The following is a 23,275-nucleotide window of genomic DNA, read 5'->3' on the forward strand; positions in this document are numbered from 1 at the left end:
TGAATAATCAAATGAAGTGTTTATCAAAGAGGAAAAAGGTTGAAAAAGAAAGGAAGCGTTACCTATAGGTTAGATGGGTAACCTATAGGTTAAAAAGGGCGGTTACCGGTAGTTCAAATTGAGTGTTGAGCCTGACTGACAGTTCAACGCCTTATGCTCAATATTACCAATACCATCACGGATCAAGAGGTATTCCGCGATCGGTTTCCCGATACGTTGCTTGTTGACCTTAGCGGATTTCAACGTCGCAATAGTATTCACATCCAACCCGCGTTTATCCGCGATCCATTGAGCATCACTCAGAGAATTAACTGCGCCCACCCACCAAACACTGGATTGCTCGGTCACGGTTTTCGGTACCTCTTGGCCGCGCTGAAATATGGAGTGCACCACAAGGCCATACTGACGCCCGCCACGCAACAGCTCACCCGCACGACCTCGAAGTTTGCCAGAGGTTTCTACGCAGGAGGCTAACTCTTCAATCACCGTATAGAGCCGGCTAGCGCGGCCGTTCCCTACCGACCACACCACCGACGCGAAAAATTCCAACTCTCCACCGGTTGCCCCATTGGCTGGAATGTACGCCAACTTAAACGAGCCGCCACGACGACGCGCCATCACCAGCGATTTCACAAAGATTAAGCGTGATGAGGTGCCGTGGCACATTTGTCCTTGAAACTTATTTCCCGCGTAGTTGGTGTAGGGGTCAAAAAAGACCGCTTGTGCGGTTTTCGGGATTAACCCCAAATGCTTAACCGCTGAGGTTTTTCCCCCTCCCGTTCCCGCCACATAAAGGGTGTGGTCGGCATCAAAGGACGGGTTAGCATTAACGGGATTCGGTAGGGCTAGGGTTTTGGGTTTGTTCACTTTCGGTCTCCTTGGCTTGCATCAAGGCAGCCATTTGTTGTTTGGACGCGTAGATCAAGCCCAAAACTGCAAGCAGCAGCGTCGCCTCTTCGATGTAGTCCCCAAACACTCCCATCAAGGTTGAGCCATGTTTGGCAAAGACCGGCTGCGCGGCATCGATAACGGCTTGTTTCCCTTTACCGTCAAATTCAAACTCAACCCCTGAAATCATGGACGTGGCTTGTTCGGTCAAAGCGAACACAATATCCAGTAATCCCGCCATGGCTTCGGTTTTATCTTCGGTTACCGTTTCGGTTGAGCCGGTTAGGCTAACTGGTTCGCTTTCGGTTTGCTCTTGCTGTTCAAGCTGATCAATGACCGCGCCAAAATCCCCCCAATCATCCACCGCCGCTGACTCATTCAACAAGACTTCATTCGTTTGCTCCATGCTCACCCCCTTGCGTTGGTTCGGTTGGGGCTTTCGGTTTAGGTAGCAGTTGAGAAAATGCCCAGATGAGGAAGATAACCGACACCAACGCTGCTACGACTCGTTTAAAGGAAAACTTGCCTTGGTTTTTTTCTGTTTCTTCATCGCTGCCCGTTTCGGTTACCGCTCGGTTGGAAACCGCGTCTTTACTGGTTTCTTGTGTTTCTTCCGGTTCGGTTAACCCCTCGGTTAGTTCGGTTACCGCGTCGGTTACCTCTGTTCGGTTAGGTTCGGTTATCAAAACCGGATCAACCACCGACAGTTTATCGGTGACTGTCGGTTGAAGTTCGGTTGAGTCAGCGACAAGATTCGCTTTAATGAACTTGGTCACTTCATGGCTATGTGAGCTGTTACCGCACTTTGGGCAACGGTAATACATCAACCCGATGTTGCGGCTGTTTTTAGGCGGCTCCCCTGTAGCAATCAGTTTCCCTTCACCCACTTGATGAGCGCTGGCGACCGACTGACAAACCGGGCAAGAGAGATACCCACGGATTGGGTTTTTATGTTCAGCCATGATCCACCTCTGCATTTTCCATCTCATCGAGCTGCTGCTTTTGAACCTCTACCACTGCACGGTATTTCAGGCGAGCGACCCCATTGAGCTTGTCGAGGTGCTCAAGCTGCTCAAACAAGTTGACGGGAAGCCCTAATGCCTCCAGTGAGAGGTTGCCACTCATCAACATCCCCATGGCTTTTTTCATGAGTGCGCCGGTGTCCATTTCTTTAAAACGGTCAATTTCCACTTTCAGGCTGGCGGTCAGCTTGTCAGCCGCATCGAGGGCGGCTAAATCTCGCTGACACTCCTCAAGCGATAGTCTTTTCATTGTCTTCCCCTGTCTCTCGACGTTGGTCTTGGATAAAGGCCTCTGATTCACATCGTTGGCGTGGGTTAAGTGACTCCCAACCGTCCGTTGATAAGGCTGAGAGTGGTGTGCTTATCAATGGGGATTTTCGCCCCCATCGACAGCGGTTTAAGCAAGCATTGAACCCCTTTTACGCTCCATCCGGTCACGTCCATTAAGGCTTTTTCGAGCGGGGATATCTCCATTTCCGGAGGTGGGTTACACTTATTTTCAGTGCTCCAAGGGACAGCGCTCCGCGCTTTTTTCCACGCGTCCACATCGCACTTCGCCACCACCGAAAAGTGATCGCGGCAGGTCTCGATCACGTGACCTAACCATTCCAATCCGATCACCCGTTTGGTGGTTTCGCCATACTGGTTAATCTGCGTTTCATGGGCGAGGCGCAAATCCCCAATGTGCTTCGTAAAGTCTTTCCATCGTGATTTATCCGCATGCTCATGCAGGTCGATTAACGCTTCATCAATCGCCACATCGGCTTTGTTCGCGCGTCTCAGTTGTCGCCACAGACCCACCGCTGGAGAGCCCGATTGAGAGAACTGTTTGATGCCCCACGCACTAGCCCAAGCGCGTACAGAAAGAGCCTTACTGGCCGCGTTACCCTCTGGGAGGTGCGCCCCGTTGATGTTCTTAGAGATGTATTTGATGATGTAGCCAGTAGCGCTGCCTTTCTTAGGGTTGCAAGGTTTTGCGTGAAAACGGGCTTTGCGTTTCTTTTTGTTGTAGAGCTCGTCGGCATCTTCACTTCGGGCGATATTTGCACAAATGCGCATGAGGTCGGCTTTGTATTCTGCAGGGCAATAGACAAAGGCATGCAAGTGAGGCGTGCCGTCTTTGTGGGGCTCGGCCACCCGTAGGCCAAACCAAGGAATGTCTTGTTTGGCGAAGTGGGCGCGGGCCAGTCTCCATTGCTCCATCAGGTTTTGATGCGCTTCTTTGACGGTGCAGCCGTTCCACTTAGACGAATTGCGGTGATATTTAGACGGGAGTGTCCATGTGATGAAGACCCCTTCGAATCCCATATCGATCGCCCGCTCTTCATCTCCGCGACTGCGAACCACCAACTCAATGTATCGATTTTCTGGATTGGCGGTCGTACGAGAGGCCACCTCATCGAGATTGAATTCTTGCAGGGTCTCGTGGTTGATGACCACCATGCTTTTCATGAAGGCTTCGGACTCGCGTAATTGCTGCTTGAAGTTGGAGAGAGTCAGGCGTGACACATTGCAATGTTGGCTGGGTTGTTCCCCGACATTGCCAAGGGTGACTTGAGCATGTTCAATGTAGCGCTTGCGAAGGCGTTTGAATTTACGCACTAAGTTTTTAGGGTCTATACAACGACGAATCGCGCACTCTAATAAGATCTCAGCGTCACGAACCGTGAGTGTTTGAGCGATATCACGCGTGTCGGCACTCGGAGGCTCGATGAAGACCTTGAGCATCAAATCTCGGATTTGTTCAAAGGCATAGTGCAGGGCGTGATAGTAATCGGTGGGGCTCTCAGGAATGCCATCAATACGCGCTTCGGTGTCGGTCACGGCAATATCATTGATGATATCGACAAAGGCCACGGTGAGTTGAATGGCGAAATTTTTAAGCGCATCATCGCTCATCAAGATGTCGTGAGTCAGTTCGAGCGGTTTGGGCTCATGGTTTATGAAACCAAACGGGAATTTTTGGGTAAAGTGATGGACGACGTTATCCACAAAGCTCACGCGTTCGGTGATGAATAAGGCGAGATTACGGTCGGTTGGATTGCTGCGCTTTTTCCTCAGCCCTAATTTAAGCTCCAGATCTTGACGCATCATTACTGGTAGGTGTGCTGTCAGGTTTGAGACATACTGACTTAACGACAGAGTGATGTTGGGTTGATGGAATCGTTTGTAAGTACTCATAGTCCAACCTTAAGTTTTTCCTTTACTCACTGTTCCCCAAGGCTCGATACAACCTCGTTCGGTGCAGGTGTAATTCAAGGGTTTAGGTGTCGATTTAACGCGCTTTTTAATGCCGTGCTTTTCTCTTAGCTTCGATATTAAGAAACGCGCTCTCTCGGTTTTTTCTGGGTTAAAGTCTTTGAGCCCTTCCATGTCGGGGCAAGGCTTGTGGATGGGATCGTAGATAGGCAAGTCCACACTGGATACCGACTCTGTGTAATCAACATCCTCCATGACGACTACTTCGGTAAGTCAGGCCACGGACTGCCTGAATTCATGATGCGATAAATATCCGCTTCATTCTCTTTGTCATTCAGAGAGTCGGTATAGAACCCCCAGTAACGCTTTACTCTTTCTGTTTTGCCGTCTAAGCCGGTATCAAGGCATTGAATGAACGCAAATCCGCGCCCGTGAGTTCGGGCAAAGTGGAGCTGGCATTTTGGATGGTTGCTGTCATAGACAAGATTGTTTTCGGTTTGGACTTTCATTGGGCTAACTCCTTGTTGGGTGCTTCGTTGAACAAGTACATCTTTGTGCAAGCGTCATCGATGGATTGAGCTAAGTGGTGTTCGCCGCTGGTTTCGGCGTAGACGCGCACTTCATGCAAACGCTCAATAATGGATTCATGGATGAGCTCAGATTGCGCTTGAGTCACCAAGCTTGAAGGGGCGCTCTCTTTTAGGCAGTGCATATCTTGGTGGTACGCCTCCACCCAAAAGCGGTAAAGGTGTTGAGTGACGTCGGCGTGAGTCATGGGCTTATCCTTGTACGACTATGCGCAAATCACCCTCAAGCGGGATGATGGCAAGGTTGGTGGCTATGAAGGACGCAGGGTGACCGGCTCGGTCTTCCATTTCTGACACGGCGTGAGAGAAATTCGAAGAGTGCTCCTTGGCTGGCACCACTTCCACCGGTAGGCATTTCTGGTTTGAGAAGATTTGAATGAGAGGGGTCATGATTTCTTCCTCAATATCGACAGTTTGAATTGTCCCGCTTCCATACGAGCCGCGAGTTCGACGAGGTCGACATACCGCTTCCCTGCATCGAGTTCTTTTTCCACTTCGGGTAAATCAGCATTATCAAGACGATCGAGAACCTGTCTTTCACTCATTCCGTGAGAACGTGCAAATAAAGGCACAGACATGAATAACGCGGGCAGCATTGGCATGTGATATCCTCGTAGGTTTGATGATTTTCGTGAAATACACGGAAATATGATGAAGCTAATTCTAAACTACGGCGTTTGCCGTGGTTTAAATGTACGGCAATAGCCGTAGTGAGGTCAAGAGTGGAATTGGGAAAAAAAATCAAAGCAATTCGAATTTCAGAAAAATTAAGTCAGGAAGAAATGTCGCAACTTATTGATATATCGATAGGTGCACAAAGAGACTATGAACAAGAAAGAAGAATTCCAAAAGGTGATTTTTTGATGAAGATCACAAAGCATGAGCGCTTCAAAAAGTATGCATATTGGTTGGTGACCGATGAAGTACTTCCTGAGTCGGGCCAGATTAGTCCCGACTTCTCTATACTATCAGAGCTCGGAATTGTCGAAAAAACAACCAACAACAAGAAACTTGCCTAACGGTTTGCTTGCTTAAATACTATCGATGGGGGAAGAATGATTTTAAAGAAGAATGCGAATTATTATTCAAGTCTGGCCCCTAATCAGGTGTTTGATAGTGAGCGAAAGGCCATGCAACTTGATAAGCGGTTGGCCTTAAAACTTGAGCGGGAATGTGCAGGGAAAGACTTTCGAACGCTGGATGAATTGATCACGCTTTGGTATCGAATGCATGGTAAAACGCTACGTGATCACATTCGGTTGAGAAAGAGTCTTTATCGAATATCAGAGCGTTTGGGGAACCCCATTGCTAGCGACTTCACCAGTAAAGATTTTGCGTATTATCGAGAGCTGCGAAGTATTGAAGTGACAACGACCACTATTAACCGAGAGCATGCCTATCTCAGAGCAATGTTCAATGAATTAAGTCGGTTAGGTGTGATTGAGTTCGAGAATCCGCTCACTCAAATTCGTCAATTCAAAGAGCGTGAAAAAGAGTTGAGGTATTTGGAACATGATGAGATCGCAAGGCTCTTGGAGTCCTGTCAAACAGTCAGTAATAGGTCTTTGATTTTTATAGTAAAGATTTGCTTGGCCACCGGTGCTCGGTGGGGGGAGGCGGAATCGCTGAAACCCTCACAAATTAAAAATCATCAGATCACGTTTTTGAATACCAAATCATCTAAGAATCGTTCGGTACCCATTAATCAAACGCTTTATGATGAATTAACGGAACTTGAGCCCATCAGTAAAGAAAGGATGTTTTTAAGCAGCTTATCGACTTTTCGAAAGGCGGTTTCAGAGGCAAAGATTGATTTACCTAAAGGGCAAATGACTCACGTTCTACGTCATACCTTTGCGAGTCATTATGTGATGAGCGGCGGCAATATTGTGAAGTTAAGAGATGTACTGGGTCATAGTGAAATTTCAACGACCATGCGTTATGCGCACTTGGCTCCTGAGCACTTGGAAGAAACTTTGATGCTTAATCCACTAAATCAACATCAAAAAAAATATATATTATAAAAATTTTATTTTTATAATATATTTGAAATGGTTCCTGAACAATCAGGAACCAAAATTAATAATTGTGAATTATATTTTTATTTTTTCAATTAAGCTATTGTACTTTTTATATTTATATATCATAAGGTTCTTAATGTATTGTTCCATGTAATTAAAGTCTGGAAGTCCATTATCTCCTATTGGTAAAACTATTTTTTCTCTTGAAATTCGAGGGTCGTTTATCTCTCTATTAAAGTTATATTTTTCTGATAATCGATTTGTTAATCCTGAGATAAATAGGTAAATGTATTTATTGTAATCTTCATTCTTTAAATGAGTAACGTGATCGCTAGCTACAAATTCGTATTCATGATAAAAACTTGCTCCAACACTTCCACTATTAGCGATAGTTAGACAGTTTTCAAAAATCCTAACATTATCTCTGTTGGATATATAATTATCAACACCATTATTCATAGCTGTTGAAGATACGTAAGGTATGTCACCAGTTACCTGATCTGATTTTTTCAATCTTTTTCCACGCTGTATTGAAGTAAAAAGATTCGTTAAAAAGAACTCCTTCCAAATTTTACCTTCTAATGGGGTGATGTTTTTTTGTTCAAGAACTTCTAGTTTTGGAAGAAGATTTTCCTTACCTTTAATGAACATGGAGAACTCAAACTCTAAATAATCTTCAATTACTTTTTCAAACTCAGAGTCTACAGCAGGGTCATCGTTGAAATAATAATAACCATGTAGCCACTCATCAGAGGCTTCAACAGTGCTACTAACACAAAAATTTGTTTCGGCTTCAATTTTATTGAACCACACATCAAGCAAATGTTGTTTTTTATCCTTAGCTTGTTCTGTTTCAACTAAACCTATATGGGGCTTAACAATAAAACCATCGTCTTTAAAGTTAATAAATTTAGAGATCTTACTCTTTGGATGAGGTTCTCCAGAAGTAAAAATAGCTATACAAGGCAATGTCCCTACGCCATAAAAAGTGTCGCCATTTAAGGTAATAACACCTTCTAAAGTATGATTTTTTAGAATGTTTTGCTTTAAAGATTTTTCTTCTTGGGATTTACCAGTCATAGACGATTGTGGAACAATTACAATTGCTCGTGCACCAATAGAGAGTGAGTCTAACAAGTGCTCGGTAAAACTTAATTCATAAAGATCGGGGTTTTGTTTAGAACCTTGTGAATATGGAGGGTTCATCATTCCTATAGTTGATTGTTTTAACTGTAGTTTATTACTATCTTGTTTTAAAAAGTTTTCATTAATAAGGTTACTTTTACCATCGCCACGTAAGATCATATTAGTTGTAGCAATAGTAAACATATAAGGTTGTAACTCGAGTCCATGTAGGCTTTTTTGTTTAATAAATTTACGCTTATATTCGTCATCTGTCTTAGCTAGCATATGATGCATGGCAGCCACTAAGAATCCACCAGTACCACAACAAGGGTCAAATACAACATCATCTTCTGTTAATTGAGTGAGGTCACAAAATAAATCTGCTATGTGTTTTGGTGTTAAAACAATGCCTAATGTTTGACCGTCACCTCCTGAATACGACATAAATTCGCCGTAAAATCTTCCTAAATAATCTTCAGATGAATTGACATATCTAATATTTCTATAAATTTTCTCATTTAGGAATTCTGCATAATGTCGTAAAGGAGTTTTTCCTAAAGTGTCATTCTTTTCATTTAATACTTTTGTGTTTTTTATTATTGAAAATTGACTTAATATCTTGTCTTTTTTAACTTCAGGAGATACGTTTGCACGTATTAAATTAGAGCTAATAGCATCAAATATTTTTTCACCATCAGTTTTAATAGTATCTCCAGTTAGCTCATCAAGAGAAAAATTTCTAAACTCTGCTTCTCTGAGAGCAAGTAAAATACCTGATACTACCAATGGTTTATCTATATCCTTTAAAGATCCATAATTTCTTAGATCTTCGTGTAATTCTGCAGCATCTTTAAGAATCTCAGAAATTTCTTTATCTTCGTCAGTTTCTTCCTTTAATATTTCTCTAACATAGTACTCATCAATGTTATCTTCATTGAAGACTATAAAGGATTCTACGTCTGGTAGTTCTCGATAATATTCTGTCTCATCTATGTAAACAGGGCTGATTCGGTGCTTTTTTTCATCTCCTGAAATACCAAATGCAATAACTTTTTTGTACGTAGTGTTTTTTGCTAAGTGTTTACCGTAAAATAATGCACCATTAATAGCATAATCTTTTACATCTTTAACTTTGGAGCTTATTAACCCTTTATCTAACTTAACATGCTTAGCTAATTCAGCTTTATCTTCAATTACAATAAGAAAGTCTTTGATAACACCCACAAATTCAGGGAATCCTACTTTTCCAGTCCCACTCTTAGATGCAGTTTTTAGTGCACTATTGATCTCAAGGATTGAGCTTCCTTGGGGTTCAAGATTTAGTGAGGCATCATCTAAAAGACTTTTAACCCAGTAGTCAGTTTTTACTTCTTTTTTAGCCACTTAATTCGTTCCTAATGTTAGAGTTTTTAGTTCAAAATTTGTCAATCTAACTTGATGAAAATTGGATGAATATACCACCATATAGCTTAAAAAGTGAGAGTTTCAAGGCTTTTTATTTGGAGGTCTAGGTAAAGTAACAGTCACTAAAGTAGGGCATTGCATCTTAACCGTTAAAAAACAGAAATAGGCGGAAATATTTGTACTTCCATTTTTTACAAATCATAACTATATGATCTTAAAGATGGTTTTTTAGAATTCCAAATCCGCGTGTTGGGAGTTCGAATCTCTCCACCCCTGCCATATTTAAGGCTCTAGTCGAAAGACTAGAGCCTTTTTGCTTTCTGGTGGCGAAATACTTCATAATCCCCTTTCAGCTTCTTCCACCTCAAATACCTCTCTGTCTATCCCCAAAAAGTTACCAATAATCGTCAACTCTTCTCGAATGCCGACTAGTATAGATAATATGCATCACTTACATGGAACGGTTATGAGGTTATCTTTTGTTTTAGTTGTCCTGTTTTATTCACTTTCTGCTTTGGCAACCCCATGGGAAGAAGAAAAAATCCCGACAAGAAACTCAACCTCATCAATAGGTAGTTATGCTAATGGCTGCCTTGATGGAGCACAGGCTCTACCTATTAATGGTTTGGGGTATCAAATCATTCGTCCCCAAAGAGAATGCTACTATGGTCATACAGAAGCTATAAAGTTTATCGAGAGGTTAGGTGTAACTACTAGCGAGAAACTCAATACTAATTTATTGGTCGGTGATATTTCTCTTCCTAGAGGAGGGCGCTTTTCTTCCGGTCATTCAAGTCATCAAACCGGGTTAGATATTGATATATGGTTAAGGTTAACGAGTAAGAGATTGTCAGAAAACGAGTTAGCTGTGCCTAAACCTGTGAGCGTTGTGGATCTTACTAACTACAAATTGCGTCAATCGAATTGGACTGATGAGCATTTTCAAGTTATTCGTTATGCAGCGAAAGATGAAAAAGTAGTGCGTATTTTTGTTCATCCAGTGATTAAGCAAACCCTTTGTGATCAAGAAGATTCTGACGCAGATGATAGAGCTTGGCTTGGAAAAATCAGACCTTGGTGGGGACATCATTCACATTTTCATGTTCGCTTGAAGTGCCCTGAAGGGAGTTCAAACTGCATAGCCCAAGCAAGCCCTCCTAAAGGTGATGGTTGTGGAGACGAACTTGCAAGTTGGGCTCCGAAAATTATACCTGTTCCTCCTCCTAAAAAAGTCGTAAAAAGTAAGAAAAAGAAGAAAGTTAAAGTGATGCCAAGTCAATGTTTAGCCTTGATATCTAATAAGTAATCGCATCTATCAAGGTTAATTACAGTGGTAACGACACTGGCTTTCTCGTCTCTGAAACTGGAGAAATGTCATACTTTTGTCTAGAGTTTATAAACACTAGATTAAGAACATCGTTTGATATTAATAAAATCAATTACGGTATCAGCAACGGCGATGACGAATTTGACAAGGTTTGGTCAGGGATGGAGTGTTTTGGGGTGAAAGATGCGGCTTATATGCAGTATGCGAAATCAGAGTCTGATACCCGTCGATAGATAATTCAAGGATAAGACTATGACTATGATTTGTGCCAAGGAATTTTCAGAATGGTTAAGACATAGGTTCAACGCTGAAAGTTCTGGTATTTCGATTTCGAGAGATGACATTACCCAACTGACAGGTAGACAACGCTTAGACCCTAGCTTCGTGAATGATGTTCACTATGAATTGATGCAGTATGGAATGGCATTTGTGACTGACACTGGGCGGGAACACTTTTATCTAGTTCCTGTTTCTCAGTCGATAAATTGGCGGGAGCGACTCGAATATCAATTTGAAAAAGAGCTCTTCTGCAATATTTATCCAATCGAAAAGTCAGGATAAAAAAAAGGTTCAACTTACAATAAGTTGAACCTTTTCTCTTTTAGGTCAAGCCTTGAATGATAACAAACTTCTCAAGTAGCTCATCATCAGTTTCAATATGGTTGGGGTCAGTGATTATGCACTTGGTAATCGGGCATACAGATTGACACGTTGGCTTCTCATAGTGACCTTTACATTCAGTACATAAATCTGGATCGATCTCGAAGATACTGTCACCCATAGTGATTGCACCATTTGGGCATTCAGGGTCACACATATCGCAGTTTATGCACTTGTCAGTGATTAACAGAGCCATTGCTTACTTCTCGGTTTTCTAAGTAAAGTTACTTACCTGATGCGTTACGTGTGTCTTGGCCTTCGCTCAAGTTACGCATCAACAAGCCGTACTCTAGATCTAGATCTGCTGGTACAGGGATAAATACAAAGTGACCGTTACCTTTCGCATCTTCTACTGCTTCAGACTTACGGTTTTCCATCATCTCTAGCGTGAAAACAACGTTACCTTTCGGTGTCATCATTTCTAAGCTATCGCCAACTAGGAATTTGTTCTTCACTTCTACTTCCGCTAGGTCACCGCGGCGCTTACCTGTGAATTCACCAACAAACTGTTGAGTGTCTGAGATAGAGTAACCGTACTCGTAGTTTTGGTATGTATCATGAGTGTGGCGGCGTAGGAAACCTTCAGTGTAACCACGGTGAGCTAGGCTCTCTAGTGTACCCATTAGGCTTTCATCGAACGGCTTGCCTGCTACAGCGTCATCGATCGCTTTACGGTAAACCTGTGCTGTACGTGCACAGTAGTAGAAAGACTTAGTACGACCTTCGATTTTCAGAGAGTGGACACCCATCTTCGTTAGGCGTTCAACGTGTTGGATCGCGCGAAGATCTTTTGAGTTCATGATGTAAGTACCATGCTCATCTTCAAACGCTGCCATTTTCTCTTCTGGCTTATGTGACTCAGAAAGTAGAACGACTTCGTCGGTTGGTTTACCAAGACCTAGTGTGTTGTCTGGACGTTCGTCTTGAACTTCTACTTCTTGAATCTCAACACCAGTAGGGTTTGCTTCAACGATCTGACCGTTTTCGTCTTCTTTTGCCGCTTCTGTTTTGTATTCCCAACGACAAGCGTTAGTGCAAGTACCTTGGTTTGGATCGCGTTTGTTCATGTAGCCAGAAAGTAGGCAACGACCAGAATACGCCATGCAAAGTGCACCGTGAACAAAGATCTCTAGCTCTGTTTCAGGGCAGTGTTCGCGAATCTCTTCGATCTCTTCAAGAGAAAGCTCACGAGATAGAATCACACGCTCAACGCCTTGAGTTGACCAGAACTTAACGGTCGCCCAGTTTACTGCGTTTGCTTGAACAGAAAGGTGGATTGGCATCTCCGGGAATGCTTCACGAACCATCATGATAAGACCAGGATCTGACATGATAAGAGCGTCTGGGCCCATATCGACAACAGGTTTAAGGTCGCGAATAAATGTTTTTAATTTAGAGTTGTGCGGCTGAATGTTACATACAACATATAACTTTTTGCCTTGAGCATGAGCTTCATCGATACCAATTTGTAGGTTTTCGTGATTGAACTCGTTGTTACGAACGCGAAGGCTGTAACGTGGCTGGCCTGCGTAAACTGCATCTGCGCCATAGGCGAATGCGTAGCGCATGTTTTTAAGGCTTCCTGCCGGTGATAATAGTTCAGGTACAAATGGTTTTTGTGTAGTCATTGCTTCGTTCTCTAATCTGATCTCAAGTCAGGTTGATACCACCAAGTGATATCAAAGGGGCGCAAATTTTACGCTAAAACGAGTTTGGTTGATAGCCCTAAAGATAGCAATGACATTAAGAAGAGGGCAGAGAGATAAATATAAGCAAGAGTTTGCTAGGAAATAAGCTCAGATACCATCGAAATCTGAGCTTTTAAAATCACAGATTAAGCGTTTGGTTGAGTTAACCCGCCAAGTGATTCAAATAAGTTCGGAAGGAAAACGCTGAACTCACCACATAGAAGTGAGAAATCAGCATCAAAACGCGCAGCTTGGTCTTCTCGAGGGATATCATCGTTTTCATCTTTAAGTTCATCGCTGAATTTTAGGCGCTTGATGCTGCCGTCTTCTGCCAGAATGAATTCAATACGATCTTGCCAGTTGATAAGAAGTTTAGTCACCATCTTATTAGCTTCGATGTGGTTCTTAATCTCGTCCGTTTCTAGTTCTTGTTTCTTAACTCGAACAATACCGCCGTCTTCCTGAATCGACTTAAGCTCAGCTTCATCAAGCATTGTGATACCTTGAGGTGTATCACCTGATTTAACCCACTTGGTTAGAGTCGTTTCAATCGCTTGCTCAGGAATAGCGGGCACGACTGGTAGGCTACCCATTGTTTTACGTAGCAATGCTAATACGTCTTCTGCTTTTTTGTAGCTGCTAGCATCAACCACAATGAAACCTTCTTTTGGCATGATCAGCGCATAAGTAAAGTTACTGCGGCTGAATGCACGAGGAAGCAAATCAATGATGATGTCTTCTTTTAGGCTGTCTTTCTCTTTCTTTTTAAGAGGAGTGCCAGATTCAGCTTCAAGCGTTTCTACTTTTGCGTTCAGCGATTCTTTGATCACAGAAGCCGGTAGCATTTTCTCTTCTTTCTTTGCACAAATTAGAATGCGGTTTTCTGATACGTGCGTCATCATATCGCCGTGTCTACCCATTGCATGTACCCAACCAAACTTCTGTTTGTCTTGGCTACCACAAGGAGTAAAGCGGAATTCTTCAAGTTGTTTCTCTAGCTGATCTGCGTTGAAATCAATATCACGGTTGAAGCGATAGACTAGGCAATTTTTAAACCACATAAATTTTTCTCATACCTTTTTAGAAGTGCTTCATGATATGAGATCTAATTCGATTTGTCCTTAGCTCTGTATCAAAAGTTGTAAAGTGAAACGTTTGAGACAGTTATATGAAAATTTGTTTTCAAAGGTCACAAAAGTGTCATAATTAACTCAGATAATGCAATGCGTTGATTAAATACAAAGGCTATTCAATTATGTCGAGAAGGATTCTGGTCGTTGAAGATGAAGCACCTATTCGTGAGATGCTGTGTTTTGTACTTGAACAAAAAGGCTACCAAGCAGTAGAGGCTGAAGATTACGATACAGCGGTAAACAAGCTATGTGAACCTTTCCCAGATCTAGTATTACTAGATTGGATGCTACCTGGTGGTAGCGGGATAAACTTTATCAAGCACATGAAGCGTGAAGAGTTAACTCGCAACATCCCAGTGGTGATGCTGACGGCTCGTGGTGAAGAAGAAGATAAGGTTCGCGGTTTAGAAGTTGGCGCTGACGACTACATTACCAAACCATTTTCGCCAAAAGAGTTAGTAGCTCGCCTGAAAGCGGTTATTCGCCGAGTAACCCCAACCGCATTGGAAGATGTGATTGACGTTCAAGGTCTTAAACTAGACCCTGTATCACACCGTGTTACCGCGAGTGAAGGTCCAGTAGATATGGGCCCAACAGAATTCAAAATGCTGCACTTCTTTATGACGCACCAAGAGCGTGTATACAGCCGAGAGCAATTACTGAATAACGTCTGGGGCACCAACGTTTACGTTGAAGATCGTACTGTTGATGTACATATTCGACGCCTGCGTAAAGCACTTGAATCTGCAGGTCACGACAAGTTAATCCAAACGGTTCGCGGTGCGGGCTACCGTTTTTCTACAAAGGCTTAGTGTGGCTCGCTACCCAGTTTACGGAGTCCTGAATGGTTGAAAAGTTAACCTGGAAAAAGCTGGCTTGGGAGCTGGCTTTTTTTTACGCACCTTGGGTTTTAGTCGGTTGGATATTCGGCTACCTACCTTGGTTACTGCTGGCTGCCACGGTATTGCAGCTCGGCTGGCATCTACATAATCAAATGCGTTTGTCCGCATGGTTGTGGGATGAGAAGCGTCTAACGCCACCATCAGGTTCTGGGAATTGGGAATCTCTGTTCAACGGTATTTATCGTATGCAGCAGAGACAGCGTCGCAAGCGTAAAGAATTGACCAATCTTATTCGCCGTTTCCGTAACGGTGCAGAGTCGCTTCCCGATGCCGTTGTGGTATTTCGCGGTGAAGGTAATATCGTTTGGTGTAATAAGCTCGCTCAATATTTACTTGGGTTTCGCTGGCCGGACGATTCAGGACAACCGATTTCTAACTTGATCCGCACGCCGGACTTCATTAAGTATCTTAATAAACAAGATTTTTCAGAACCGTTAGAGATGCCTTCGCCACTGAATGTGGAGCGTATGCTTGAGTTGCGTATTGTGCCGTATACCGAGGGTGAACACTTAATGGTGGTACGTGATGTTACTCAGCTAAAGCAGCTAGAAGGTATGCGTCGTAACTTCTTTGCTAACGTTTCTCACGAGCTACGTACTCCAATGACCGTACTTCAGGGCTACCTTGAAATGACGGAAGACCCAGACATGGTCGTTGGGCCTATGTGGCCTAAAGCTCATGGTGTGATGACCGAGCAATTGAATCGCATGAACAGTCTGGTCAATCAACTACTCACGCTTTCTAAAATTGAAGCTGCGCCAATGCATGAGCTTGATGAAGTGGTCAACGTTCCCGCTATGCTTGAGGTTCTTGAGAAAGAAGCCGCGAGCTTGAGTGGTGACCGCGAACACAAGCTTGAGTTTGATATTGATAAGAGCCTACGTGTATTAGCTGATGAAGACCAATTGAGAAGTGCGATATCGAATTTGGTTTATAACGCAGTGAAATACACACCACCGGGCGCGACGGTTAAGGTGCGTTGGTACCAGACCAGTCAAGGCGCGTGTTTGGATGTGTCCGATACTGGGGACGGTATTGAGCCACAACACTTACATCGACTCACAGAGCGTTTCTACCGTGTAGATAAAGCACGCTCACGTGATACTGGTGGTAGTGGTCTTGGATTAGCGATTGTGAAACACGCGCTTAGTCACCATGACTCACATTTAGAAATTCAAAGTGAAGTGGGCGTCGGTAGTCGATTCCATTTTACTTTACCAAATCGACTGACCGTATCATGAGTTGCTCGATACGCAGGATGCGTTTTCCAGTCAGCTCATTATTAGCGTTTGTTTTAGTTAACCCTGTGCATGCCGAACAGGGTGTCGATTCTCTTCCTGATTATTCTAAGGTTCCGGGAATTTCTGGGAGCTTATTATCGGTCGGTTCGGATACCTTAGCGGGTATGACGACGTTATGGGTGGAAGAGTTCAAGTCCTACTACCCAAATGTTAACGCTCAAGTCCAAGCATCGGGTTCTTCTACTGCTCCTCCAGCCTTAACCGAAGGGACTGCACATCTAGGGCCAATGAGTCGTCCGATGCGCCTGCGAGAAATTGAAGCATTTGAAAGGGAGCATGGATATAAGCCAACAGCACTGCGAGTTGCTATCGATGCGATTGGGCTTTTTGTGCATCGTGATAACCCTATTGAGGGGCTCAACTTTCGTCAGATTGATGGCATCTTTTCCGAGACTCTACGCTGCGGAGCGACTAAGCCTCTCAATAGCTGGCAAGATCTCGGAATCGAACAACCATGGGCAAAACATCGATTCCAACTGTTCGGCCGCAATTCAGTATCGGGTACCTACGGTTACTTCAAACAGAATGCGCTGTGCGGTGGTGATTTTAAAAATCGCGTGAATGAGCAGCCTGGTTCCGCATCCGTTGTGCAATCGGTCGCTTCATCAATCAGTGGGATCGGTTACTCAGGTATTGGCTATCGTGTAGCAGGTGTAAAGCTTATTCCTATTTCAGAGCATGGTTCTGATTATGTAGAGCCGACTCGATCGAATATCTTGAGCGGTGATTACCCTCTATCACGCTTTCTTTATGTGTACGTGAACAAACACCCAGATAAACCGCTTTCTCCTGTTGAGAGAGAGTTCCTCACTTTTGTATTCTCAAAGCAAGGGCAAGAACTGGTAGAGAAGGATGGCTACTTAGCGATACCGTCTGAGTTCGCAGAGCAAGAGTTGGCGAAAGTCGGGCTCTGATTGAGGTCACTACGAACGTAGAAAAGAAACCTATGAACAGCTTGCGATCTCGCAGGCTGTTATTATTTTGATTGTTCGTTATTTTAGTTTCAACGACCATCCAGCGTTGTTCCAACGTTGTTGCTCTTCTCTGAGTTCATACTCAAGCAGTTGGTTTTGGGTCAACCAGTCGCTGTTAGATCCTTTTAATTCCCAGTTATGCTGTTGTTCAATCGTTAGAGTTACGTTTGGTTCAGGTGCTTGATTTCGCTGACGATTAAGTGAGATAGCGAGTCTCAATATACGAATCAGCAGTGTGATTTGTTGTGGAGTAAATAGAGAAAGCTCCGGTAAGTCTTGTAACTTGAGCGCTTTTCTTTGATAGCGAACTAATGTCGAGATCAGACGTTGCTGCTCCGTATTGAAGCCTGGCATTGTCGTGTGCTTAAGCAGATAAGCCGAATGGCGGTGATAGCCTTGAAATGCAATGCTTTGTCCAACCTCATGAAGCAATGCTGTCCAACCAACCAGATCATACAGCTCATTAGTGACTGTAGTAGTCACTTGAGGCTGCACTTGTTTCAATAATGCAAGTGCGAGTACTTTGACTTTCTGGCCATGAGCTACGTCAACATGGTATCGAGAGACCAGCGTTTCGGCAGTTCTTGTGCGAACATCAATATCTTTAAATCTATCCTCCATGTCATAAAGAACGCCTTCTCTTAGGGCACCATCAGAAAAATGTAACTCCTTGATGTCTAGCGTATCCATGACTGCTGAAAGAATGGTGACACCAGCAGCAAACACTGGCTTTCTCTCATCACTTAAACCTGAAAGATTTAAGGTTTCGGAAGATGAATACTCACATAAGTGATTCTTTAAATAGGACAGGCGCTGGGGCGTAATGAGACCGTCGGTGAATCCTAAGCCAATGAGTACCTCTTTTATGGATTTAGCGCTCCCAGATGAGCCAAAGGCTATTTCCCAAGGGGGCTTTTTATATTCTTCAATCAGTGGCATCAATAGACGAGTAGCCGCGGTATAAGCATCTGAAAAGTGTTGTGAGGTTAGCTCTCCTTCAGTAAAGAAACGTTGAGTGAAGCTGACGCATCCCATCGGTAAACTGCGCATAATTAGGGGAGTAAAGCCTTGTCCAGCGACGAGTTCGGTACTCCCTCCACCGATATCAATAACCAACTTAGATTCAGAAGCGGTTTGAGTGTGTTCTACGCCGTTATAGATTATTCGAGCTTCTTCTTGACCAGAAATGATCTCGATTGGAAAAGGAAACAATGGTTTAGCTTGTTCTAAGAAGTCTTTAGCGTTTTTGGCCTTTCTTAGAGTATGAGTCGCAACAACTCTGACATCATCAAGCTCAAAATCCGCTAGTCGTTCTGCGAACACCTTGAGGCATTCTAGGCCTCGCTCGATAGCGCTTTCGGATAGGAAGTTACGTTCATCCAATCCATCACCTAATCTCACTTTCTGTTTGTGTCTGCTGACTAATTGCAGGTGTTGATCGAATACTCGGGCAACCACCATGTGGAAGCTGTTCGAACCCAAGTCGATAGCGGCAATACATCGAGAATGTTCGTTATCAATTAGCGGCATGATTTCTTCTCTTGTTTGTACTTCTTGCGAGTAAGTTTCTCCATACGTTTAATATAGTGGTAAGTGGAGAGTTGTGACGTTGGGTAATCAAGTGGGGTTGCTGGTGGTTGTATGTAAGGGTTGCTCATCGATTGGTCTAACACTCGAGCTTTGTTGCCGTCTTCAAAATGAAACTCGGTGATATCGATAATGGTTTGCTTGATCTTTGGATCTAAAATTGGGGCAGCAACCTCGATGCGGTGATCAAAGTTTCGAGTCATCCAGTCAGCAGAGGAGATATAGACTTTCGGCTTTCCAGCATTACCAAATATCATCACTCTCGGATGTTCGAGAAAACGATCGACCACACTGACAATCTCAATATGGTCACTGATGTTGGGTATGCCAGAGACAAGGGAGCACATACCACGAATGACCATTCTTACTTTTACATTGGCTTGGCTAGCCTGATAGAGCTTTTCGATGATCTCTCGATCGACCAAGTTGTTGAGTTTTAGAGTGATGCTTGCTGGCTTATCCTCTATCGCGTTTTGTATTTCACGATCTATCAACTGATATAGACGTTTTCTTGTATTCTTTGGTGACACAATCAGTTGCTTGAACTGTGATTTTTGATATGGGTTTTCGATATATTTAAAAACTTGTCTCACCTCCTGAGTCAAATCTTCATGCGCAGTGAGTAGAGAGAAATCGGTATAAACGCGCGCTGTAACTTCATGAAAGTTACCGGTGCCAATATGGGCATAATGCTCTGTATGCTTGCCTTCTTTTCGTTTAATGAGCAGCAGCTTGGAGTGAATTTTTAAGCTCGGGATACCATGGATGACTTTTACACCCGCTTCTTGAAGTTTCTTGGTCCACTGAATATTGGCTTGCTCGTCAAAGCGGGCTTGCAGCTCGACAACCACGGTGATCTTTTTACCATTGTGCGCCGCATCGATGATCGAGCTGAGGAGTTTTGAGCCTTCCGCAACACGGTAAACATTTATTTTGATGGAGGTTACCTTCGGGTCAAAGGAAGCCTGCCTAACAAGCTCAGTGATGTGATTAAAGGTGTGATAAGGGTAATGGAGTAAGATGTCACGCGCTTTGATCGCTTCGAAATAGTTTGGATAATGACTGAAATGCGCGCACTTAATCGGGGGTAGTGGATGATTAACTAAATCACGTCTATTAAGGCTTGGGAACTCAGAGAAGTGTTTGAAGTTATGATAACGACCACCCGCAATGACACTGTCATAGTCAGATAGTTTAAGTCTGACTTGTAAGAAGTTGAGCATTTCAGCAGGCATTTCTGACTCATAAATAAGGCGTATCGGTAGTGCCGTCAAGCGCTGTTCTAAACCTAAAGACATCAATTCTAGTAGACTATTTTCATTGTTATCTTGAAGATCATAATCGGCATCACGCGTCATTTTTATAGCAAAGCAACGCACGGAGTCATACTCAAAGAATCCTTTAAGCAAGTCATCTAAACAAAATCGAACTATATTATCTAATAAGATCAAAGTCGTACGCTGTGAACCTGAAGTGTCTGGTAACTTAACAAATCGAGGAAGAGCTTCAGATGGGATTTCGAGTAAGACATATTGAGAAGATGTCTCTTTCTCAATGTCGATCGCCAAGTAGCTTTGTTCATCTTTGATAATATTGAGTAACTGGCTATCTTCGTTCAAGAGAAACGGAGTTAAATGTGGCAGCACTTTTTTCTTAAAGTACTTTTTGATCCACTCACTCTGTTCTTCGCTAATTTGCTGTTCGTTGACCAAAAAAATACGATTGCGCGCCAGTTCCAACAATAGGTCGTTATACAGCTCATGGAATCGAGCGTCGAGCTTACTTGCTTTGCTCTGCATTTGAGTTAGCAGGGTTTTCTGCGAGTTGGCAGGTAATTGAGGATCTTGAAGTAAGATCTTTCGTTTCACATCAGCAAATCGGACTTTGTAAAACTCATCGAGGTTTTTCGAGTAAATACCTAAAAAACGAACTCTTTCGATTAAGGGAACTGACTTGTCGGCCGCTTCTTGGAGCACTCTTTCATTGAAGGATAACCAGCTAAGTTCTTTTGTGACATAGTCTTTTTCCATCGAGATGATAATCCTTGAGTGCTGGCTATAGAGCTGATTACTTTAATTTAGAATGACAAAATTCACAAAATCTAGGATCTTACTTTAAGAAATATGGTCAACAAACTTGTTATTAGTTTCAGTTGTTTAACGTAACTTGTAATATAATTGTCATCTAACGTACATATTATGTCAGTAGCTAAAAAAAGGTAGATAAACAGATGGCTTCAGCCCAATTTTCATTGAAAGAGCGCGACAAAAAAAGATGGTTGAAAGATCGTCTCGTCCGTTTTTCGGTGACATGTGGTGCAGTCAGTGTTCTAGCTGCTCTGGTGCTGATCTTTGTTTACTTGGCGATGGTCATTTTACCGGTATTTTCTGATACTGGTTTAGAGACTAACCAAGCCGTAAAGACCGTTGCAGTAGAAAAGCCTATCGCCTTATCCGTAGATGAATACGGTCAGCATGCGTTTACTATCGAAAAGTCCGGTTTGGTTCAGTTTTGGGATTTAGAGTCTCAAAATACACATTCTTACTTTGAGCGTAATGTTTTAGCTAACCCCATCGCCTTTTCTCGAAATACCCCATCTGAAAGCTGGTTTGCCTTTGCCGACAGCGCAAGCAATCTTACTTTTTTCTATCCTGAGTATAGTGCGCCTGTACTGAAAAAGGGCAGCGAAGCCGAACCTAAAATCGAGCAAATCACTCTCCCTGAGCCATTTTTAAATGATGAATCCTCTAATGGGGCGACGATCGACAAATTCGCGTTCTCTAAAAATGGGCGTGGTATTACGGTGGCAGCTCAGTTGAGTGACCAGCGAGTCTTGGTTAAGTGGTATCAGAGTGACCTTGCTGGTCAGTATGCTTTTCAGAAGAGCCAATGGCTATCGGATAAATTGGGATTACAGCAGCAACTGCTCGTTACTCCTGATGGGCAAACTTTATATCTCCGAGCACAATCGGATTTGGTTGTTTTGAAACTATCAGATAACGGCTTTGATGTTCGTGAAGTGATTGACCTTAGCTTAAATGATGCGAAGCATTCCGTAAAAAGCATCGATTTACTGTCTGGGGCATACTCGTTGTTGGTCACGCATGAGGACGGACAGGTTTCTCAGTGGTTCGATGTACTTAAAGATGAAAAGCGTAGTCTGACCCATATTCGAGATTTCCAGCTGGCTGAACAAGTGCAATTTATTTTGCCCGATACTTATAGGAAGGGTTTTTACAGCTTCTATAAGAACGGCACATTACAAAGCCATTATACGACCAGTGAAAAGCTGTCGCTATTCGAGCGCGCATTTGATAAGTCACCACAATTAGCCGCTATGTCTGCTAATGAACTGCATCTGGCGACCTTGATTGATGGCACCATCAGTGTGGCTAAAGTCGACAATGAATACCCACAAATCTCATTCTCATCACTGTGGCAAAAAGTCTGGTATGAAAGCTACCCTGAGCCGCAATACGTTTGGCAATCGACCTCGGCGAATGATGACTTTGAAGAGAAATTCAGTTTAGTACCTATCACGTTTGGTACCATCAAAGCTGCACTGTTTGCGATGATGTTTGCCGTACCGGTTGCTGTGCTTGGAGCGATTTACACCGCATACTTCATGTCGCCACGCATGCGAAGAGTGGTGAAGCCTTCGATAGAGCTAATGGAAGCACTTCCGACCGTGATCATCGGATTTTTGGCCGGGCTGTGGTTTGCTCCAATCGTTGAGACGCATTTAACAGCAGTCTTCTCATTAATGGTGTTGTTACCTCTGAGCACACTGCTGACTGGACTTGTTTGGTTCTGTTTACCGAAGATGGTAACAGGCCGCTTCTCGAATGGTTGGCACGCACTGATATTGATTCCGGTATTGGTGATTACAGTGGTTGCGGTGTTTGCTGGTGGAAACAACATTGAAGCATTGTTATTTGGTGGTGATATTCGTACCTTCTTGGCCAGCTATGGTATCGACTTTGACCAACGCAATGCGCTGGTGGTTGGTTTTGCTATGGGCTTTGCGGTCATCCCAACAATTTTTACGATCGCCGAAGATGCTATTTTCTCTGTACCTAAACACTTATCTGATGGTTCATTAGCGTTGGGGGCAACAGCGTGGCAGACCCTTATTTATGTTGTATTACTGACGGCTAGCCCAGGTATTTTCTCTGCGGTCATGATGGGATTAGGGCGAGCGGTTGGCGAAACTATGATCGTTTTGATGGCTACAGGTAACACACCAATTCTTGATTGGAATATTTTGGAAGGGATGAGAACCTTATCGGCAACGATTGCTGTAGAGCTGCCTGAATCAGAAGTAGGCGGTTCTCATTTCCGCTTGCTGTTCTTGGCTGCACTCTTGCTGTTTATCTTCACATTCGCGGTTAACTCAGTTGCTGAGTGGGTTAGACAAAGACTGAGAGATAAATATCGTGCGTTGTAGTTTTAAAGGT

23 protein-coding genes are annotated in these 23,275 nt (G+C 43.4%); 8 read left to right on the plus strand and 15 right to left on the minus strand.

Annotated elements, in window-relative coordinates:
- Nucleotides 1–102: 102 nt before the first annotated feature.
- From OC193_RS02925 to OC193_RS02965, 9 genes are all read right to left on the minus strand, one after another.
- A complete protein-coding gene (locus OC193_RS02925; protein ID WP_048666121.1) occupies nt 103–867 on the minus strand; it encodes a hypothetical protein in 765 nt (254 codons plus the stop codon).
- Nucleotides 827–1,294 carry a hypothetical protein gene (locus tag OC193_RS02930; RefSeq protein ID WP_048666122.1) on the minus strand — a complete coding sequence of 156 codons (468 nt, stop codon included), beginning with the start codon at nt 1,292–1,294 and terminating at the stop codon, nt 827–829. The genes OC193_RS02925 and OC193_RS02930 overlap by 41 nt, the downstream gene beginning before the upstream one ends.
- Complete coding sequence (locus OC193_RS02935; protein ID WP_048666123.1) at nt 1,278–1,850, minus strand: hypothetical protein; 573 nt, start codon at nt 1,848–1,850, stop codon at nt 1,278–1,280. The genes OC193_RS02930 and OC193_RS02935 overlap by 17 nt, the downstream gene beginning before the upstream one ends.
- The gene (locus tag OC193_RS02940; protein WP_048666124.1) at nt 1,843–2,160 is read right to left on the minus strand and encodes a hypothetical protein; all 318 of its coding nucleotides are present in this window, start codon (nt 2,158–2,160) and stop codon (nt 1,843–1,845) included. The genes OC193_RS02935 and OC193_RS02940 overlap by 8 nt, the downstream gene beginning before the upstream one ends.
- A 65-nt stretch (nt 2,161–2,225) precedes the next feature.
- Nucleotides 2,226–4,091: a replication endonuclease gene (locus OC193_RS02945; RefSeq protein ID WP_048666125.1), complete on the minus strand. Its 1,866-nt coding sequence runs from the start codon at nt 4,089–4,091 to the stop codon at nt 2,226–2,228.
- A gap of 9 nt (nt 4,092–4,100) precedes the next feature.
- Nucleotides 4,101–4,364: a hypothetical protein gene (locus OC193_RS02950; protein WP_048666126.1), complete on the minus strand. Its 264-nt coding sequence runs from the start codon at nt 4,362–4,364 to the stop codon at nt 4,101–4,103.
- A gap of 5 nt (nt 4,365–4,369) precedes the next feature.
- A complete protein-coding gene (locus OC193_RS02955) occupies nt 4,370–4,618 on the minus strand; it encodes a hypothetical protein (RefSeq protein ID WP_048666127.1) in 249 nt (82 codons plus the stop codon).
- Nucleotides 4,615–4,884 (minus strand): hypothetical protein, encoded by a 270-nt coding sequence (locus OC193_RS02960; RefSeq protein ID WP_048666128.1) that lies wholly within the window; start codon nt 4,882–4,884, stop codon nt 4,615–4,617. Before OC193_RS02960 ends, OC193_RS02955 begins: the two co-directional genes overlap by 4 nt.
- Nucleotides 4,885–5,082: 198 nt before the next feature.
- The gene (locus tag OC193_RS02965) at nt 5,083–5,298 is read right to left on the minus strand and encodes a hypothetical protein (protein ID WP_017084672.1); all 216 of its coding nucleotides are present in this window, start codon (nt 5,296–5,298) and stop codon (nt 5,083–5,085) included.
- 120 nt (nt 5,299–5,418) lie between these two features.
- On the opposite strand from OC193_RS02965, the gene OC193_RS02970 reads away from it, so the two are divergent.
- Nucleotides 5,419–5,715, plus strand: coding sequence for a helix-turn-helix domain-containing protein (locus OC193_RS02970; protein WP_017099388.1), 297 nt, complete (start codon nt 5,419–5,421; stop codon nt 5,713–5,715).
- Between the two features lie 36 nt (nt 5,716–5,751).
- Nucleotides 5,752–6,720 (plus strand): phage integrase, encoded by a 969-nt coding sequence (locus tag OC193_RS02975; RefSeq protein WP_048666130.1) that lies wholly within the window; start codon nt 5,752–5,754, stop codon nt 6,718–6,720.
- Between the two features lie 69 nt (nt 6,721–6,789).
- On the opposite strand, the gene OC193_RS02980 is transcribed toward OC193_RS02975, so the two are convergent.
- Nucleotides 6,790–9,225 carry an N-6 DNA methylase gene (locus tag OC193_RS02980; protein WP_048666131.1) on the minus strand — a complete coding sequence of 812 codons (2,436 nt, stop codon included), beginning with the start codon at nt 9,223–9,225 and terminating at the stop codon, nt 6,790–6,792.
- Nucleotides 9,226–9,712: 487 nt separating this feature from the next.
- On the opposite strand from OC193_RS02980, the gene mepA reads away from it, so the two are divergent.
- Together mepA and OC193_RS02990 are read left to right on the plus strand one after the other, a co-directional pair.
- Nucleotides 9,713–10,552, plus strand: a complete 840-nt coding sequence (gene mepA / locus OC193_RS02985; RefSeq protein WP_048663753.1) for a penicillin-insensitive murein endopeptidase — start codon at nt 9,713–9,715, stop codon at nt 10,550–10,552.
- Between the two features lie 273 nt (nt 10,553–10,825).
- Entirely contained in the window at nt 10,826–11,134 is a 309-nt protein-coding gene (locus tag OC193_RS02990) for a hypothetical protein (RefSeq protein ID WP_048658856.1), read from the plus strand.
- Nucleotides 11,135–11,174: 40 nt separating this feature from the next.
- On the opposite strand, the gene OC193_RS02995 is transcribed toward OC193_RS02990, so the two are convergent.
- The 3 genes from OC193_RS02995 to rdgC all read right to left on the minus strand — a co-directional run bounded on the left by OC193_RS02995 (nt 11,175) and on the right by rdgC (nt 13,982).
- Entirely contained in the window at nt 11,175–11,429 is a 255-nt protein-coding gene (locus OC193_RS02995) for a YfhL family 4Fe-4S dicluster ferredoxin (RefSeq protein WP_004735061.1), read from the minus strand.
- Between the two features lie 28 nt (nt 11,430–11,457).
- The gene (gene trhP / locus OC193_RS03000; protein WP_048663751.1) at nt 11,458–12,861 is read right to left on the minus strand and encodes a prephenate-dependent tRNA uridine(34) hydroxylase TrhP; all 1,404 of its coding nucleotides are present in this window, start codon (nt 12,859–12,861) and stop codon (nt 11,458–11,460) included.
- A 206-nt stretch (nt 12,862–13,067) separates the two neighbouring features.
- Entirely contained in the window at nt 13,068–13,982 is a 915-nt protein-coding gene (gene rdgC, locus OC193_RS03005; protein ID WP_048663750.1) for a recombination-associated protein RdgC, read from the minus strand.
- A gap of 194 nt (nt 13,983–14,176) precedes the next feature.
- On the opposite strand from rdgC, the gene phoB reads away from it, so the two are divergent.
- From phoB to OC193_RS03020, 3 genes are read left to right on the plus strand one after another with little or no spacing between them, the layout of a single operon-like run.
- The gene (gene phoB, locus OC193_RS03010) at nt 14,177–14,866 is read left to right on the plus strand and encodes a phosphate regulon transcriptional regulator PhoB (protein WP_004735064.1); all 690 of its coding nucleotides are present in this window, start codon (nt 14,177–14,179) and stop codon (nt 14,864–14,866) included.
- Nucleotides 14,867–14,898: 32 nt separating this feature from the next.
- Entirely contained in the window at nt 14,899–16,197 is a 1,299-nt protein-coding gene (gene phoR, locus OC193_RS03015) for a phosphate regulon sensor histidine kinase PhoR (protein ID WP_019823041.1), read from the plus strand.
- Complete coding sequence (locus OC193_RS03020) at nt 16,194–17,171, plus strand: PstS family phosphate ABC transporter substrate-binding protein (RefSeq protein WP_048658854.1); 978 nt, start codon at nt 16,194–16,196, stop codon at nt 17,169–17,171. Before phoR ends, OC193_RS03020 begins: the two co-directional genes overlap by 4 nt.
- A gap of 78 nt (nt 17,172–17,249) precedes the next feature.
- Here the strand turns inward: OC193_RS03020 and ppx are convergent, their stop codons facing one another.
- Nucleotides 17,250–18,761 (minus strand): exopolyphosphatase, encoded by a 1,512-nt coding sequence (ppx, locus tag OC193_RS03025; protein WP_048663749.1) that lies wholly within the window; start codon nt 18,759–18,761, stop codon nt 17,250–17,252.
- Nucleotides 18,752–20,848: a polyphosphate kinase 1 gene (ppk1, locus tag OC193_RS03030; protein WP_048663748.1), complete on the minus strand. Its 2,097-nt coding sequence runs from the start codon at nt 20,846–20,848 to the stop codon at nt 18,752–18,754. The genes ppx and ppk1 overlap by 10 nt, the downstream gene beginning before the upstream one ends.
- Before the next feature lie 200 nt (nt 20,849–21,048).
- Here ppk1 and OC193_RS03035 point away from each other — a divergent pair, with 200 nt between their 5' ends.
- Entirely contained in the window at nt 21,049–23,265 is a 2,217-nt protein-coding gene (locus tag OC193_RS03035) for an ABC transporter permease subunit (protein WP_048663746.1), read from the plus strand.
- Nucleotides 23,266–23,275: the final 10 nt, after the last annotated feature.

Source organism: Vibrio crassostreae (assembly GCF_024347415.1).
Taxonomy (GTDB): Bacteria; Pseudomonadota; Gammaproteobacteria; order Enterobacterales; family Vibrionaceae; genus Vibrio; species Vibrio crassostreae.

What these genes read in the sequence shown, in the direction of transcription:
- OC193_RS02930 (WP_048666122.1), bottom strand. Translation starts at nt 1,294, where the DNA reads ATGGAGCAAACGAATGAAGTCTTGTTGAATGAGTCAGCGGCGGTGGAT.
- OC193_RS02935 (WP_048666123.1), bottom strand. Translation starts at nt 1,850, where the DNA reads ATGGCTGAACATAAAAACCCAATCCGTGGGTATCTCTCTTGCCCGGTT.
- OC193_RS02940 (WP_048666124.1), bottom strand. Translation starts at nt 2,160, where the DNA reads ATGAAAAGACTATCGCTTGAGGAGTGTCAGCGAGATTTAGCCGCCCTC.
- OC193_RS02945 (WP_048666125.1), bottom strand. Translation starts at nt 4,091, where the DNA reads ATGAGTACTTACAAACGATTCCATCAACCCAACATCACTCTGTCGTTA.
- OC193_RS02950 (WP_048666126.1), bottom strand. Translation starts at nt 4,364, where the DNA reads ATGGAGGATGTTGATTACACAGAGTCGGTATCCAGTGTGGACTTGCCT.
- OC193_RS02955 (WP_048666127.1), bottom strand. Translation starts at nt 4,618, where the DNA reads ATGAAAGTCCAAACCGAAAACAATCTTGTCTATGACAGCAACCATCCA.
- OC193_RS02960 (WP_048666128.1), bottom strand. Translation starts at nt 4,884, where the DNA reads ATGACTCACGCCGACGTCACTCAACACCTTTACCGCTTTTGGGTGGAG.
- OC193_RS02965 (WP_017084672.1), bottom strand. Translation starts at nt 5,298, where the DNA reads ATGCCAATGCTGCCCGCGTTATTCATGTCTGTGCCTTTATTTGCACGT.
- OC193_RS02975 (WP_048666130.1), top strand. Translation starts at nt 5,752, where the DNA reads ATGATTTTAAAGAAGAATGCGAATTATTATTCAAGTCTGGCCCCTAAT.
- mepA (WP_048663753.1), top strand. Translation starts at nt 9,713, where the DNA reads ATGAGGTTATCTTTTGTTTTAGTTGTCCTGTTTTATTCACTTTCTGCT.
- OC193_RS02990 (WP_048658856.1), top strand. Translation starts at nt 10,826, where the DNA reads ATGACTATGATTTGTGCCAAGGAATTTTCAGAATGGTTAAGACATAGG.
- OC193_RS02995 (WP_004735061.1), bottom strand. Translation starts at nt 11,429, where the DNA reads ATGGCTCTGTTAATCACTGACAAGTGCATAAACTGCGATATGTGTGAC.
- trhP (WP_048663751.1), bottom strand. Translation starts at nt 12,861, where the DNA reads ATGACTACACAAAAACCATTTGTACCTGAACTATTATCACCGGCAGGA.
- rdgC (WP_048663750.1), bottom strand. Translation starts at nt 13,982, where the DNA reads ATGTGGTTTAAAAATTGCCTAGTCTATCGCTTCAACCGTGATATTGAT.
- phoB (WP_004735064.1), top strand. Translation starts at nt 14,177, where the DNA reads ATGTCGAGAAGGATTCTGGTCGTTGAAGATGAAGCACCTATTCGTGAG.
- phoR (WP_019823041.1), top strand. Translation starts at nt 14,899, where the DNA reads ATGGTTGAAAAGTTAACCTGGAAAAAGCTGGCTTGGGAGCTGGCTTTT.
- OC193_RS03020 (WP_048658854.1), top strand. Translation starts at nt 16,194, where the DNA reads ATGAGTTGCTCGATACGCAGGATGCGTTTTCCAGTCAGCTCATTATTA.
- ppx (WP_048663749.1), bottom strand. Translation starts at nt 18,761, where the DNA reads ATGCCGCTAATTGATAACGAACATTCTCGATGTATTGCCGCTATCGAC.
- ppk1 (WP_048663748.1), bottom strand. Translation starts at nt 20,848, where the DNA reads ATGGAAAAAGACTATGTCACAAAAGAACTTAGCTGGTTATCCTTCAAT.
- OC193_RS03035 (WP_048663746.1), top strand. Translation starts at nt 21,049, where the DNA reads ATGGCTTCAGCCCAATTTTCATTGAAAGAGCGCGACAAAAAAAGATGG.